Origin of the sequence: Loigolactobacillus coryniformis subsp. coryniformis KCTC 3167 = DSM 20001, from assembly GCF_002706425.1 — a bacterium.
In the GTDB taxonomy this organism is placed as follows: Bacteria; Bacillota; Bacilli; order Lactobacillales; family Lactobacillaceae; genus Loigolactobacillus; species Loigolactobacillus coryniformis.
Genome location: NZ_CP017713.1, coordinates 2,492,532 through 2,507,425, shown reverse-complemented (window position 1 = coordinate 2,507,425; position 14,894 = coordinate 2,492,532). Strand labels below are relative to the sequence as shown.

The following is a 14,894-nucleotide window of genomic DNA, read 5'->3' as shown; positions in this document are numbered from 1 at the left end:
TCATCTAACAACTATGGAGGGATTTTTGTATGCCCAGATCTAAACATACGGTACTCGAAAAATTAGCAATCTTAAAGGAACTTACCCAATCAAAAACTGGACTACGGCCGGTGGCCAATCGTCATGGCATTGATCACAAGACGCTAGAACGTTGGCGAGATCGATACTCCCGTGATGGAATTAATGGTCTAAAGGAGGCTAAGAAAAACAAACACTATTCGAAAGAACTCAAACTTAAAGTAGTCCATGCATATCTTATAGGTGAAGGCACCTTTGATGAACTTGCAAATAAGTTTGGACTTCGTGGATCGCAGCAAGTCGTAGACTGGGTGAACAAGTATAATGGGGATAAACCTTTGACGGCGTCGCCGTCCAGAAAGCAGGTTCCCACTATGAGTCGTAAAACAACCTTGGAAGAACGCATTGAAATTGTCGAGTATGTCACCAAGCTGAAGCATTCATACACAGAGGCCGCTGAACACTTCCAAGTCTCTTATCAACAAGCACGTTCATGGGTGATCAAGGCCGAACACGGCGGCTATGAGGCACTCGTGGACAACCGTGGCCATCACAAAGAACAAGCTGAACTGACTGAACTCGATAAAGCCAATCTTGAAATCAGGCAGCTCAAAGCACAGCTCGCAGACAAAGAGCTTGTGGAGGCATTCGCAAAAAAATTGCTGGAACTCCAGCGCAGGGGGTGAGTAAACAACATCGACTGTCTTACTTCGCAATTAATGAGGTCAGTCAAGGCAAGCGCGGTGCAGTATCTACGCTGTTGGCCGTTGTCGGTGTAAGCCGGCAGGCTTACTACAAAGGGTTAAATCGAGAAGAAACTGCTTGGGAAACCCGTAATCGTCAGCTCAAGGAACGGACACAATACTGGTTTGATTTTCATCATCAAGGTATCGGTGCTGGGAATCTTTTAGTGAATCTTCAACATGATGAACTAATTGACTTCCCCGTTACTTTCAAGATGGTACGTCGTGTGATGCGGGAGCTTGGCTTGACATGTCAAATTCGGGTCAAGAAGCACAGTCGACATAAGGAGAACGAACAGCACATTCAAGACAATGTGCTCAATCAGAACTTCGACGTCGACAGTCCTAATCAGGTCTGGTTATCCGATTCGACGGAACTGACTTACGGCGTAAATAATAAGTATAAGGTGCGCTTGAGTGGCGTCCTTGATCTCTACGGCCGACGTTTGTTGTCCTACAATTTGAGCGCTACTGAAACATCAGCAGCAGAAATCGAGGTTTTCCAACGAGCCTTTGAGGCTTCTGGTGACGTCCACCCATTGGTTCACACTGATCGAGGATCAGCCTACACCTCTGGTGCCTTCAACAACTTTCTTGGTCGTTACAACGTCACACGTAGCATGTCTCGACCAGGAACACCATACGACAATGCACCAATGGAGCGCTGGTGGAACGAATTCAAGTTACGGTGGATGGCTCGCCATCCACTAGCAAAGACTTGCGAAGAGCTTGTGAGACTGGTTGAGGAAGGAATCGAATATTTCAATCACCACAATCGCTCAGCACAAAGAAACGGCCTCACCCCAGATGAATACTGGAGTGAAGCCGCTTAGAAACAGATTCAACTTTATATTATTTCATTTGTCAACTTGACAGGGCCTAGTGCAAACTTTGACGGAAGAACTCGCTTTTTTTCAGCGTCAACTTTTTGGCAAGCGTTCGGAAAAAATAACTGATCCTAACCAGTTATCCCTGTTGGCAGATGACAGTGGGGTTTTTACCGACCCAGAGCAAACTGGGAACCAAAGCGAAACGACAGTAACGACCGTTGTCCGTAAGCCAAAGCGTAGGCGTTGCGAATCAGTTGATCCCAATCTACCAATTGAGACTACCGTGATTCGCCGGGAAAATTTGAATTGCGATCATGGTCATCAACTGATACCAATGGGCAAGCACTTTGTGCGTGAAGTCGTGCATCAAATTCCTGGTCGCCTCTATTGCGAACAGATCTTTGAACAAACGTATAAATGTGCCGTTTGTGAAACCGATGATGGTGTATCACATTTATATCAGGGGATTGCGCCGCAGGCGCTGATCCCCCATAGTTTAGCGACCTCATCGTTAGTCGCTGAGTTGTTGTACCAAAAATATGCCTTAGGGACACCGCTTTATCGTCAAATGAAAGCCTGGCGGCGGGCTGGTTTGATTTTAAGTGAAACGACCATGACGAATTGGGTGATCAAAGCAGCGACGATTGTTCAACCGCTGTATACGTTACTGCACGAACAATTATTAACGCAACCTTACCTGCAAGGTGATGAGACGCCATTTCAAGTCTTGCGTGAAGTGGGTAAAACTGCACAAAGTAAGTCTTATATCTGGGTGGCTCGTAGTATTCGCTTAGCTGCGCATCAAGTTGTCTATTATACCTATAGCGACAATCGTGCCGGCAAAACTGCCCAACAACTTTATGGTGATTTTACGGGTGTCCTACAATATGACGGTTATTCTGGTTACAATCTACTGGGCGCGACGGTGACGCGGGTCGGTTGTTGGGCGCATGTGCGGCGAAAATTCTTCGATGATGCCTGCAAGATCAAGGGACAACCGACGATAACGGCACCCTTAAAATTGCTTGATCAAATGTTTCACCTAGAACGGGGCTGGCGTGATCTAACGCCGACCAAGCGCAAAGAACTGCGCCAGGAACAATTAAAGCCAGTGATCAAGCAATTTTGGCAGTGGTGTGATCAAGCGGTGGCTACCTCGAAATCACGTTTAGGTCGTGCTTTGACCTATGCCCAAAACCAACGGTCTGCACTTGATCGTGTGCTCGATTACGGTGAAATTGATCTAAGCAATAACGCCACTGAACGAAATGTGAAGTCTTTCGTGATTGGGCGCAAGAATTGGCTTTTCGCCACCAGTCCTGCAGGGGCACAGGCTAACGCGATTTGGATGACCTTGATTGAAACCGCGAAAGCTAATGGTTTGGATCCCCGGCAGTATCTCGAATACCTGCTTGATCAATTAGGGCAACTACCAGTTTTTCCAACTGAGGAAGAACTGGTAGCTTGTTTGCCATGGCGACAAGTGCCGGACAAAAAGGTTTGGCGTGATCAACAAGCGTAGCCCATTGGCTAATTTAAAACTAAACAGCGCTACTGATTCGAACCAAAAAGTTTCGGATCAGTAGCGCTGCTTTTGATTACGGTCGTTTATTGGGTGCTTACGTAGTAGTGGTGTGATAAAGGGGGCAATATCCGTACTGGTATAAACATTACCTGGGCGCAATTGAGCCTTTAAACAGTGGCCCGTTTGCCCGTCAAAAGCGACCAGCGGATGGTAACCCGTGGTACCGTAATGCGCATTAAAGGCCGTTTTTTCCTGATGACCATGAGTATCGGCGTGAGTCGAGTCAATATCGAGGATCAGCTGTTGTTGCTTGGCGCCAGTCCACGCTTGGTCAAGCAATGCTTGATTCAACGTTTGTAATGAGGTGATGGTCTGCTCGTCACAGCGTTGCCAAAAACGGGATAACGGCGGTTGTGAGGCCAATTGCGGTTGTGCCAATAGTAATTTAAATGTGGGGTCATTGCGCAAACTGGTGGCAGCTAGATCGGCCGGGTAACCGGCGATCAACTGCAGCACGACCTGCTCTAGTAGACTAACGTTGCTGTAACGAGCGTAATGGCGCTGGTCATCAAAATGGACTAATTGATACGCTAAGGTCGTGAAATTGAGTTGCGCCATTAATTCTTTGACCAACACTAGCCCAGCATCAGTGGAAAGTTCACCACCAGTGTGCGAAATATGTAATTTAGGATTGAAATTAACTCGTTTTTCCGGTAAAGTTGCCATGAGAAGGACCTCTTTCTTTGGGTGGATAGCTGACTTGTGGTGAATCAACTATACCAAATCGGAGGTTCTTTTTCTGCACTAAAAAGGTGAAAAATAAAAAACACAGTACCGCCCATGATACCGGGGTGACACTGTACTTGGAGAACTTATGGTGAATAATTCAGGCTAATATTATGTAAATTTGGGTTTATATTGAATGGACCCTTTAATTGTATTAATAAAATGGTTTTTAGTGAATAAGTGTCAAGGGCGGTGTAAAAATAACCGCCGTTTACAAATAAGTAATATATTATAATTCATGCGTAATGCTAATAAGGTTCAAAAAACTAATTATGATTGGATTTATGGTATTTATATAAGTCCGCGCGTTTTATAATCAAGTTAGCCAAATACTTTTAGCTAATTGATAAAATAAAAAACACCAAGACAAATCTCTGTTATCATTGATGTTCCTACACAAACAATGAAAGAGGTTATTGTCTTGATGCAAGAACAGAATACCACAGTCAGAAAAAAAGGTCAGCACCTAACTTCGTTTGAACGAGGCAGAATTGCTACGCTGCACAGCCAAGGCTATTCCAATCGTGCAATTGCCAGAGCGCTTAATGTTTGTCATCAAACAATTAATAATGAATTGTGCCGCGGCGAGATCGACCAAGTAAAAAAAGTGAATGGTCAACGCCAATATTACGCTGTATACTCACCAGAAACAGCACAAGCTAAGTACGAAGCTAATCGAGCCCACTGTCATCGACCTTTGAAACTCGTCGGTGTCGCTGATTTTATCGACTATTTTACGACTCATTTGCGTCAAGATGGTTGGTCGCCTGATGCAGCAGTAGGACGGGCCAAACTTGAAGGCTTATATCAACCTGAGGAGATGGTCTCGACCAAGACGCTATACCACTATATTGATGCCCAGTTACTTGAAGTCCGTAATCTTGATCTACTCGAAAAAACGCGCCACCGTGCTAAACATCATCACTCGATCAAGCACAAGCGTCTGGCCGGACGGAGTATTGATGAACGGCCTAAAAGTATCGACCAGCGCCAAGAGTTCGGCCATTTCGAATTGGACACCGTGGTGGGCAAGCGCAACGGTCAAGAGAGTGTGATCTTAACGCTGATCGAGCGTCAATCCCGCTGCCAAATTCTACGTTTGATCGATGGTCGTGATGCCGATTCAGTCAACTATGAGCTGGCCAAGATCTGTCAAGAATACGGATCAATCATGAAGTCAGTTACTGCCGATAATGGCGCTGAGTTCTCGGAAGTTGGCGCTGTACTTACCGGTGTCGCTGACCTTTATTATGCCCATCCATATCGTTCCTCTGAGCGTGGGACTAACGAAGCGCATAATCGAATGATCCGCCGCGACGTACCCAAGGGTCTATCCATGGATATTTTGGGTCCTCATGATATCCAAGCAGTTGAGTCAAAGCTAAACAATTTACCGCGCCAGCAAACTGGCTATCAAACACCCAAAGAGCTTTTCTCCGCTGCTTCCGCCGGTTAAGTTAAGTCCATAAAATATGAATATTAATGAAAATACTGATTTAATAGGATTTATCGTGTGGCTAATTTGTTCTTGCAATTTGGGATTTATATAAGTCCCCTTAATGGTGTATTTATTGATACTGAAATATTTTATACTAAGAATGTGGTCAAGGGAGGACGATTACAATGCCCAAGAAGGATAAGTTTAGTAAGGATGTTCAGCGCACAATAGCTTATATTTATGTCCATGGACTTGTTCATTATCCAGAGTTAATGTCCTTCTTAAATGTATCTAGAAAACGTATTGTTGCTGATTTAGATACAGTATCTGAACTTCTTCCAAAAGGACGTGTTAAATTAATCCGTAAACGTAATGTTGGTATTTATTTTGAAGGAGATCTTTCCGCGCTTAATACATTATTGTCAGGTGATACACAGTATCTGAGCCTTGATACGGAAGGACGGAGAAATCTCATCATGTTATCTCTTTTGATGAATGAAAAAGAGATAACTTTAGATAACTTATGTATGCAATTTTATGTTAGTCGAAGCACTATGGATCGTGATATTAAAAATATAAAAGCTAGTTTAAATAAAATTGATTTAATCATGCAAAACGGTAGAAATGGTGTTGCAATCAGGGGGAACGAACGAAAAAAGCGGGATGCTGCTAGTAAAATCATTTCGCATTATTGGATGGAATCAGTTAAGGCAGATTCTCGTATTGTAACGCTTCCTTCTGGATTTAATGATTTTATTGATATGAACACGTTGAAACAGGTTCAGAAGATTTTGAATCGATTACAGGCTGAGACTCAAATTACATTTACTGAGTATCAGTATCAGTCATTGCTAATTCATATTTGTATTTCAACTATTCGTATTAAAAATAATGAGTTTTTAAAAATTGGTGATAGTAATAGGCGAAATATTTATCATGAAACTTTAATTCTTACTAGAATGTTGGAAAAGGAATTCAAAATACGCATTCCTCAGACTGAGTGTGAATATTTAAATATTCACATTGTTGCTGCAAAGCAAGGGGTTGTTAAGCCTGAAAATTTTCATGGTGCAACATCAGCAAGCAACGAACTATCTGATTTAAATAGTTTTTTAAAGCAGAATATAACTAATTACGATGCACGGCTTATTAGTGATTTAATCGTTCATTTAGAACCGGCCCTTCATCGTTTTCAGGTTGGGTTACAAGCAACAAATCCGTATACTTCTGAGATTATTAAGCTTTATCCGCAAGCTTTTGAACTGGCTTTTGAGTTAGCACAGAGAATAAAGATAAGTTTTCAAGTTTCTATAGATAAAAATGAGATCGCTTACTTAGCTCTTCACTTTCAAGCTTATCTAGAGAGACAACGTGAGCAGCAAGCAAAGGGGTTGGAGGTTTCTATTGTAATCGTTTGTAGCACTGGTATTGGTACAGCAAGATTATTAACGCAGAGAATTAATAGTTATTTTGCTGGTGACGTAAATATCACAAGAGTGTTATCAGTTGCCGATATTTTCGAGCAAACTCCTGATGAAGACTTAATTATCAGTACGATTCCACTGGAATTAGACACTAAGCGAGTTATTATAATGCGTCCATTTTTTGATGAAAAAGAAAGGTTACTACTCAGTAGAGAAATTGAGCAAATTCGTCTTCAAAAGAAACTAACGCACAGTCGGTTGCTGAACTTTATTAACAGGGATTTCATACTGATTAGCAATCAAGTAAGAAATGAAAAGGATGCAATTCAACAAATCGGAAATCTACTTATTGAAAGCAACTATGCAACAAAAGGGGTTATTAAATCTGCACTTGATCGGGAGAAAATAGCATCAACGCTCTTACAAAATCATTTTACCGCCATTCCTCATGCGGAAAGTCAATTTATTCAGCATTCTGGAATCACAATGTTGATTAATCCGACGGGGATATCTTGGGGTGAAGGAACTGTTAGGCTAGTTTTCTTTATGGGTTTTAGTAAGCTTGATGTTAAAAAAATATCGTTGGATACAGTCTATCACGAATTTAATCAATTAATTTCTTCAGTTTCAATAATGAACAAAATTATTGATTCAAATAATTCAAATGAAATTATTCGAATTATGACCAAGTTTTTTGAATAGCTTGAGTCTCAGTAGAGATATCAAATATTAATTTATATAAGCAAAATATGAAAGGATGGAATAAAGTTTATGAAAATTTACTTAGTTGGTCTTGGAAAAATGGGATACAATTTAGCGTTAAATATGAAGGATCATAAGCATGAAGTAGTGGGGTTTGATACAAATCAGGAAATATTATCACGTGCAAAAAAGGATGGAATCAAAACATTAGTTAATTTAGATGATTTAAAATCTGAACATGCGCGTAAAATTATTTGGGTAATGTTACCTGCTGGTAAGATTACTAATTCAGTTTTAGAACAATTAAAATCTTTACTCTCTCCACGAGATATTGTTATTGATGGTGGAAATTCAAAATATACGGATTCAGTTAAACAAGCAAAAGAATTCAAGGGAAAAGATGTACTCTTTATGGATGTTGGGACTTCAGGCGGTACTTATGGTGCTAGGCATGGTGCTAGTTTCATGGTCGGCGGTGACTATACAGCCTATAAGGCTATTGAACCACTGCTGGAGGACATTGCTGCATCAAATGGGCTATTATATACTGGCAAATCTGGAAGCGGGCATTATTTAAAGATTATTCATAATGCAATTCTACATTCTGAAATGCAAGTTTTAGGAGAAGGCTTTGACCTATTGCATTCAAGTCCATTTGATTATGATCTCAAAGATGTTGCACATAACTGGAGTAAATCAGCGGTTATACGGGGATGGTTGATGGACCTTATGTATGATGCTTTGACTAAAAATGCAAGTTTGGATGACGTAGACACGATTATCCATTCCAGTTCTGCTTGTGCTGATGCAGTTAAAGCTGCAATTGAGTACAATATTCCAGTGCCAACGATTGGAATATCTTTGGTTATGCGGCAAAGAACACAGACTAGTGATACTTTCAGTGCGCGTATCATTAACTCTCTTAGAAAGGAAGTGGGTGGCTATAAACCGAAAGCATAAAATCTTTTATTGGTATAGACGTGAGCAATACCAGAGATGTACTGCTTATATATGGAATCCGTTAATTAGTTATTTACGAATTTTACTGATTATTGGTGGTCTAGTTTTATGTATAAGTAATCAATTAATTATGGGTGTAATTGTCTTGATTGGTTACTTTATATTGTATTTTACGTATTTATATGTAAATCATGATATTTTACTTATGATTAATAGAAAAAAACAAGTGAAGAAGATTTCAGGTAATCGTTATTCACTTACACACCCATTGACCATCCTAGTTAGATATGACGGTTCTAAGCGTGCGGTCAACATGGAACAGCATATAACAAATAATTGAAAGTTGGTGATAAAGTGAGCGACTTAATTCAAAATAATATTAATCTTCATTCACAGGCTAGAACCAAAGAAGAGGCGCTAAAGGAGCTCTGCAAAGAACTTGAAAAAAATAATGTAGTAAGTGACAAGATTCTGTTCTATCAAGCAGTCCAAGAACGTGAAGCAATTGGACCAACAGGAATGGAAAATGGTATTGCAATTCCACATGGAGAGTCTGACGTAGTAAATCGGGCCGCAATTGCGGTTTTAAAGACTAATGATGGATTAGTGTGGGAAAGTTTAGATAATCAGCCTATTAAGTTGATTTTCCTTTTAGTTGTTCCTACTATAGATAGAAATATTGAACATCTTAAAATTTTATCACGACTTTCAGCGGCGTTAACTCATAAAGAAGTTCAGGATAAATTACTTTGTGAAAATGATATAGTCTCTTTTAAAAAGATTCTACAAAATGCAGGAGGTATGTAACATGAATTTTATTGGAATTACAGCATGCACAGTTGGTATTGCACACACCTATATGGCACGGGAAAAATTATTAAGTACTGCCAAAAATTTAGGAATTGTGGGACACGTAGAAACTCAAGGAAGTGCAGGTATTGAAAATAAATTGACAGATGAGGATATTAAGAATGCGGATGTTGTTATTGTGGCAGCTGATGTTGCAGTTACAGGAATGGAACGTTTTGAGGGTAAACCTGTAGTTAAAGTTCCAACTAATACCGCAATTCAAACGCCTGAAAGTTTGTTGAAAACTATTGAAAAAAAATTAGCAGCCGCTAAATAATATTATCTTGATTTATCAAAAGTAGGAGTGAATCCGATGTTAAAACAATATAAGGAAATCTTCACCGGTCAAGCTTTAAAACGTCACTTTCTAAGCGGCCTGTCGTTTATGATTCCTGTAATTATCATGATGGGATTTTGTACTGCTATCGGGCGTATTATTGGAAATACTGATGTCAAAGGAACGGTCGGATACTATTTATTACAAGCAGGTAGTGCTGGTTCAGCGATGATGATTGCAGTATTGGCGGCTGGTATTGGTTATTCAATTGCAGGAAAGTCTGCAATTGCACCTGGATTATTAGGTGGATATTTATCAACAGTTGTTAATGCTAGTTTTATTGGTGGTATTCTTTGTGGTCTTTTAGCAGGTATAGTTGTTGTATTTTTTAATAATCTAAATGTTCCTAAAACTATAAAGACGATGATTCCGTTGGTTATTATTCCATTAGTCGGGGGTATATTAGAAACTTTAATAGTAATGTATGTTATCGGTCCACCACTAGCGGCCCTGACGAAGGTTGCGGTTACTTTCTTTCTTGGAATGAATCATGGATCAAAGTTTTTACTTGGTTTTATGCTCGGTAGTATGACTGGTTTTGATATGGGTGGTCCTGTTAATAAAGTTGCGTTTGCAATTGTAACCGCTTTTGCGACTTCTGGTGTGTGGGGACCAGCAGCAGGTAAAAATGTTGCTGCAATGGCTCCTCCATTAGGTATTGCACTTTCTGTACTATTGTTCTCGCCTAAAAAATACACAAAAGCAGATCGTGAAAATGCTAAGGCTGCTATTATTATGTCAATGTGTCAGGTGACTGAAGGGGCACTACCATTTGCTTTCGAGGACCCAGTCAGAGTAGTTCCTGCGGTTGTACTTGGATCGGGAACTGCTCATGGACTTATTCTGACTTGGGGAGTCACAGTTCCACTATTATCAGGGGGTATTTTTACAATACCAGTTGCTAGCAACCCATTACTTTATTTGGCAGCACTATTAATTGGTGCAAGTATTACTGGGATTATTTTATCAATTATTAAACCAAAAATTAAAGAAGACCAAAAGCAGGAAAAAGTTCATGATTTAGATATTAATATTGATTTTGGTTAGTATTGTACACTTATAGTTGCCGGATTCTATAAATTAAAAGACTGGAGATCATTTATATGAATGTACCAAATTTACAAATTGCTTTAGATCAAAATACTTTAGAAGATGCACTGGGAATTGTGAAGCAGGCAGGGCCGGCTGTAGATGTTGTTGAGGCGGGTACCATTTTACAATTACAAGTAGGTAATGTTGCAATTAAGTGTTTGCGTAAAATGTTTCCTGATAAAATTGTTGTATCAGATACTAAATGTGCAGATGCGGGTGGGACAGTTGCTAGAAATAGTCGTGAGGCTGGCGCAGATTGGATGACAGTGATTTGTGCTGCAACGATTCCAACCATGAAATCCGCTAAAAAAGAATTGTCTGATTTACAAGTTGAACTTTATGGTGATTGGACTTGGGAACAGGCGAAAGCGTGGCGTAAGGCTGGTATTGATCAGGCCGTATATCATCAAAGCCGTGATGCTTTACTTGCTGGCGAAGTATGGGGGCCTAAAGATCTTAAAGTTGTTAAACAGCTAATTGATCTAGGTTTTAAGGTTTCCGTTACTGGCGGCTTAAACGTGGACACAATCAAGTTATTTAAAGGTGTTCCTGTATTTACTTTTATTGCTGGACGTGCAATTACTGGGGCCGATGATCCTTATATTGCGGCAAAAAAGTTGAAAGACGAGATCAAGAAGTATTGGAATTAATGAGAGGTAATCTGTTTGTGATTGAAGAGATTTAGAGAATAGAAGGTAGCCAGAATGAATTCACTTGGTATTTATGAAAAAGCATTACCAAAAACAAAATCATGGGTTGATTGTTTACAATTAGTTAAAAAATTAGGTTTTAACTTCTTAGAATTTTCGATAGATGAAAGTGATGAGCGTTTGGCACGACTTAATTGGACTAAAAAACAACAAGCAGATCTACGTGATGCTATTTGGCAAACGGGTGTTCGAGTTCATACTTTGATGTTGAGTGGTCATAGGCGTTATCCATTAGGCTCAACTGACCCCACTATACGTAAAAGGTCATTAACAATGCTTTATCAGGCTATTGATTTGGCCAGTAATATTGGCATTCGTAATATTCAATTGGCAGGATATGATGTTTACTATGAGGCAAAATCTATTGAATCACGCGAATATTTTATTGAAAACCTAATGAAAGGTGTAGCATATGCTGCTAGTAAAGAGGTTATGCTTGATATAGAGACAATGGATGACTCCTTTCTGAATTCCTTAAGTAAAGTAAATTATATTAAAACACAAATTCATAGCCCGTGGCTACAGACTTATCCGGATCTTGGCAATCTAACGGCCTGGCCAGAAAATGATGTTGGTCAAGAATTAGAACGTGGCGTTGATAGTATTGTTTCGGTGCATTTAAAGGATACGAAGCCGGTAACAAAAATTAGCAAAGGGCAATTCCGGGATGTTCCTTTTGGAGAAGGAACTGTTGATTTTGTTGGATGTTTACGAACGTTAAAACGATTGAATTATAATGGAGCTTTCACTATTGAAATGTGGACGGAGAAGACCAATGATCCAATTACAGCCGTTAAAAAGGCCAAGGCATTTTTCGATGGTATTTTTGCAGATATTGGAATAGAACAGGAGGAAATTCATGCTTGAGTCATTAAAAAAACAAGTTTATGAGGCTAATATGCAGTTGCCCAAACTGAATTTAGTTACATTTACATGGGGAAATGTTAGTGGTATTGATCGTAGGCAGGGATTGTTTGTAATCAAACCATCCGGTGTCGCTTATGAGAATCTAGAGCCTGAAGATATGGTTGTTGTCAATTTAAAAGGAGAGGTTGTTGAAGGAAAAATGAATCCCTCAAGTGATACCCCTACCCATACAGTACTTTATAATAAGTTTCCTAAGATTGGTGGGATTGTGCATACACATTCACCCTGGGCAGTTGCGTTTGCCTCGGCCAACATGGACATACCGGCGCTTAATACAACAGCCGCAGATACCTTTTACGGTGATATTCCTGTGTCAGAACCCTTAACAGAAACGGAAATTCAAGATGCTTATGAAGAAGATACTGGAAAAGTTATTGTAAAAACATTTCAGGATCATAATATTGATCCTGAGGCCGTTCCGGGTGTTTTGGTATCACAACACGGTCCCTTCACATGGGGATCTACACCAGATAAGGCAGTCTACAATGCTAAAGTATTAGAAGTTGTAGCAGAGATGGATTATCATGCATTAACACTCACTCATGCAAATATTGAGGTTCCGCAGTATTTACTAGATAAACACTATAATCGTAAACATGGGAAAAATGCTTATTATGGGCAAAATAAACAACGACGTATACAGTTTGCTAAAAAGTAACAAACGTATATAAATATTAAGTCACTCTTTTATCAACTAAGAGTGGCTTTTTTTAAGGGGGGAATTTTAGTTATGTTTGAAAAGGAAAATCAAAGTTTACAAATTCGTAACGGCTATAATTTTAGGGAATTAGGCGGTTATTTTACTATGGATGGTAAGAAAGTAAAAAAACACAAGTTAATCCGTGCAGGGGCACTAGATAAATTAGCTGAAGACGAACTCAACTTTCTACAGGAATACGGTGTACGATATATTCTTGATTTCCGGACTAACAGTGAAATAAGTACTAAGCCAGATATAATTCCTAATGATGCGATAACTTATAGAATTCCGGTTTTTGATGAAATGCCGGAATCAAACGATACTAATATTGTTAAGGATGCTTATGAGGATTCAGTAAGTAAAGTCATTATGTATTTTAAAAACAAGCCAGATAATGTTGGATACAGTCGAATGCTAAGTGTTTATAAAAAATTAGTGATATCTTCTTCTGCTCAACGAGCTTATCAGCAGTTTTTTAAATTATTATTGGCGAATGATCTAGACAACCAAGCATTACTTTTCCACTGTAGTGCTGGAAAAGATAGAACAGGTTTTGCTACTTATTTAATATTATCAGCCTTGGGTGTATCTCATAAAACAATTATTAATGATTATTTATTGACTAATCAATTCATTTTAAAACGAGTGAACAGCCGAATTAATAAATTTTATGAAGCTCAGGCAAATGAAAATGTTATTAAGAATGTTCGAGATCGACTTACCGTGCATGTAGCTTATTTACAAAGCGCTATCAATTATATCAATTCTCAATGGGGAGGAATTAATTATTATCTGCGCGAGTACTTGAAAGTGTCTGATAAGAATATTGCAAGTTTGCGAAAGATATACCTTAGCTAATCTTCTATAAATAAAACGGAATTACAAAATTTCTATATATATTTATAATGCGTGGTGCTAGTTCGTCATAAAATCAAAAAAGCCTAAATTGTATACCAATATCGTCAATTCAATCTTTAATTGAAAACCAAATAGACTACGGGTGAGATTGGTTTCAATCCCAAATTGCTGGGCTAAAATTGAAAAGCGTGACTCTATTGTCCGCCGTAACGCCTTGAGTTGACGCTTATTATGCTGTTTAGCACCTTTCATATTAGAACGATAAGGCGTCCATAAGTTATAGCCTAGGGCCCTAAAACTGGTCTTGAGTTTTTTCCCAACATAACCAACATCGGCCAAAATATTGGGACAAGGACAACCGCTAATTAGCTCAGGCGCTACCTTAGCATCATGAACTGAGGCTGCCGTGATCACATAATTCAGAATATAGCCATTAGCCGTGACGACCATGTGGGTTTTAAACCCATAAAATGGCATTTTCTTGGTGGCATTATAGCCAATGTTGGCCTTCCCAGCAAAAATTCTAACTCTGAAATTACGAACTTTGGCACATAGTGGGTTGGGTAAACTGTCGATAATCGCTAGGTCGCCCGAATGAGCATAATCCTTAGTGATACCTGAGCGAATGGCATTGACTACTGCCAGTAATTGTTGCGCGCGGCGGTTGAAACGTGAACGTGATACCACCATTTGCCGCGGCATAAACGCTGCCATCAGATAATAGAAGCGGCGTTGCGATTGAATTCCCAGTGTGACTTGTAAGCACAGTAAAGCTAAAAGTTTAATATCAGTAATTTTAGTATGTTCAACGTTGCGCCGCTCAATGACGCTACGCGGACAATAACGCTGATAAAGCAATGAACATAACTGGTAAAAGTAATGGAAACTAACTTGTAATTCGTGACGATTTTGCTTAAACTTGAGGTGGTTCAACACAGTTATTACTCCTTTTAAGTTTTGTCACTTATGAGTCTAACTGGGTTGGACTTTTTTGT

At 39.4% G+C, this 14,894-nt stretch carries 14 protein-coding genes and 1 pseudogene; 13 read left to right on the top strand and 2 right to left on the bottom strand.

Annotated elements, in window-relative coordinates; genetic code table 11:
- The first annotated feature begins 29 nt into the window (after positions 1–29).
- The 3 genes from LC20001_RS12255 to tnpC are packed head-to-tail and all read left to right on the top strand — an operon-like array spanning position 30 to position 3,113.
- The gene (locus LC20001_RS12255; RefSeq protein WP_010012236.1) at positions 30–704 is read left to right on the top strand and encodes a helix-turn-helix domain-containing protein; all 675 of its coding nucleotides are present in this window, start codon (positions 30–32) and stop codon (positions 702–704) included.
- Entirely contained in the window at positions 701–1,594 is an 894-nt protein-coding gene (locus LC20001_RS12250) for an IS3 family transposase (protein ID WP_010620863.1), read from the top strand. Before LC20001_RS12255 ends, LC20001_RS12250 begins: the two co-directional genes overlap by 4 nt.
- Positions 1,595–1,643: 49 nt before the next feature.
- Positions 1,644–3,113: an IS66 family transposase gene (gene tnpC / locus LC20001_RS12245; protein WP_167578815.1), complete on the top strand. Its 1,470-nt coding sequence runs from the start codon at positions 1,644–1,646 to the stop codon at positions 3,111–3,113.
- A 93-nt stretch (positions 3,114–3,206) separates the two neighbouring features.
- Here the strand turns inward: tnpC and LC20001_RS12240 are convergent.
- A pseudogene (locus LC20001_RS12240) lies at positions 3,207–3,842 on the bottom strand (transposase); the annotation flags it as partial.
- 484 nt (positions 3,843–4,326) lie between these two features.
- On the opposite strand from LC20001_RS12240, the gene LC20001_RS12235 reads away from it, so the two are divergent.
- From LC20001_RS12235 to LC20001_RS12185, 10 genes are all read left to right on the top strand, one after another.
- Positions 4,327–5,358: an IS30 family transposase gene (locus LC20001_RS12235; protein WP_169925071.1), complete on the top strand. Its 1,032-nt coding sequence runs from the start codon at positions 4,327–4,329 to the stop codon at positions 5,356–5,358.
- A gap of 167 nt (positions 5,359–5,525) precedes the next feature.
- Positions 5,526–7,466, top strand: a complete 1,941-nt coding sequence (locus LC20001_RS12230) for a BglG family transcription antiterminator (RefSeq protein ID WP_010012158.1) — start codon at positions 5,526–5,528, stop codon at positions 7,464–7,466.
- A gap of 69 nt (positions 7,467–7,535) precedes the next feature.
- Positions 7,536–8,426, top strand: a complete 891-nt coding sequence (gnd, locus tag LC20001_RS12225) for a phosphogluconate dehydrogenase (NAD(+)-dependent, decarboxylating) (RefSeq protein ID WP_010012157.1) — start codon at positions 7,536–7,538, stop codon at positions 8,424–8,426.
- Positions 8,427–8,780: 354 nt separating this feature from the next.
- A complete protein-coding gene (locus LC20001_RS12215; protein ID WP_029508079.1) occupies positions 8,781–9,233 on the top strand; it encodes a PTS sugar transporter subunit IIA in 453 nt (150 codons plus the stop codon).
- 1 nt (position 9,234) lies between these two features.
- Positions 9,235–9,552 carry a PTS fructose transporter subunit IIB gene (locus LC20001_RS12210; RefSeq protein ID WP_010012154.1) on the top strand — a complete coding sequence of 106 codons (318 nt, stop codon included), beginning with the start codon at positions 9,235–9,237 and terminating at the stop codon, positions 9,550–9,552.
- 36 nt (positions 9,553–9,588) lie between these two features.
- The gene (locus tag LC20001_RS12205; protein WP_010012153.1) at positions 9,589–10,659 is read left to right on the top strand and encodes a PTS fructose transporter subunit IIC; all 1,071 of its coding nucleotides are present in this window, start codon (positions 9,589–9,591) and stop codon (positions 10,657–10,659) included.
- A 56-nt stretch (positions 10,660–10,715) separates the two neighbouring features.
- On the top strand, positions 10,716–11,354 hold the full coding sequence (locus tag LC20001_RS12200) for a 3-keto-L-gulonate-6-phosphate decarboxylase UlaD (RefSeq protein ID WP_010012152.1): 639 nt from the start codon (positions 10,716–10,718) through the stop codon (positions 11,352–11,354).
- 54 nt (positions 11,355–11,408) lie between these two features.
- The gene (locus tag LC20001_RS12195; RefSeq protein WP_010012151.1) at positions 11,409–12,281 is read left to right on the top strand and encodes an L-ribulose-5-phosphate 3-epimerase; all 873 of its coding nucleotides are present in this window, start codon (positions 11,409–11,411) and stop codon (positions 12,279–12,281) included.
- Positions 12,274–12,999, top strand: a complete 726-nt coding sequence (locus tag LC20001_RS12190) for an L-ribulose-5-phosphate 4-epimerase (protein WP_010012150.1) — start codon at positions 12,274–12,276, stop codon at positions 12,997–12,999. Before LC20001_RS12195 ends, LC20001_RS12190 begins: the two co-directional genes overlap by 8 nt.
- Before the next feature lie 72 nt (positions 13,000–13,071).
- Entirely contained in the window at positions 13,072–13,899 is an 828-nt protein-coding gene (locus LC20001_RS12185; protein ID WP_010012149.1) for a tyrosine-protein phosphatase, read from the top strand.
- Between the two features lie 57 nt (positions 13,900–13,956).
- Here LC20001_RS12185 and LC20001_RS12180 read toward each other — a convergent pair whose 3' ends face one another.
- Positions 13,957–14,835, bottom strand: coding sequence for an IS982 family transposase (locus tag LC20001_RS12180; RefSeq protein ID WP_010500113.1), 879 nt, complete (start codon positions 14,833–14,835; stop codon positions 13,957–13,959).
- Positions 14,836–14,894: the final 59 nt, after the last annotated feature.

Coding starts and splice junctions, on each gene's coding strand:
- LC20001_RS12200 (WP_010012152.1), top strand. CDS start 10,716: ATGAATGTACCAAATTTACAAATTGCTTTAGATCAAAATACTTTAGAA.
- LC20001_RS12255 (WP_010012236.1), top strand. CDS start 30: ATGCCCAGATCTAAACATACGGTACTCGAAAAATTAGCAATCTTAAAG.
- LC20001_RS12195 (WP_010012151.1), top strand. CDS start 11,409: ATGAATTCACTTGGTATTTATGAAAAAGCATTACCAAAAACAAAATCA.
- LC20001_RS12230 (WP_010012158.1), top strand. CDS start 5,526: ATGCCCAAGAAGGATAAGTTTAGTAAGGATGTTCAGCGCACAATAGCT.
- LC20001_RS12210 (WP_010012154.1), top strand. CDS start 9,235: ATGAATTTTATTGGAATTACAGCATGCACAGTTGGTATTGCACACACC.
- gnd (WP_010012157.1), top strand. CDS start 7,536: ATGAAAATTTACTTAGTTGGTCTTGGAAAAATGGGATACAATTTAGCG.
- LC20001_RS12190 (WP_010012150.1), top strand. CDS start 12,274: ATGCTTGAGTCATTAAAAAAACAAGTTTATGAGGCTAATATGCAGTTG.
- LC20001_RS12235 (WP_169925071.1), top strand. CDS start 4,327: ATGCAAGAACAGAATACCACAGTCAGAAAAAAAGGTCAGCACCTAACT.
- LC20001_RS12205 (WP_010012153.1), top strand. CDS start 9,589: ATGTTAAAACAATATAAGGAAATCTTCACCGGTCAAGCTTTAAAACGT.
- LC20001_RS12185 (WP_010012149.1), top strand. CDS start 13,072: ATGTTTGAAAAGGAAAATCAAAGTTTACAAATTCGTAACGGCTATAAT.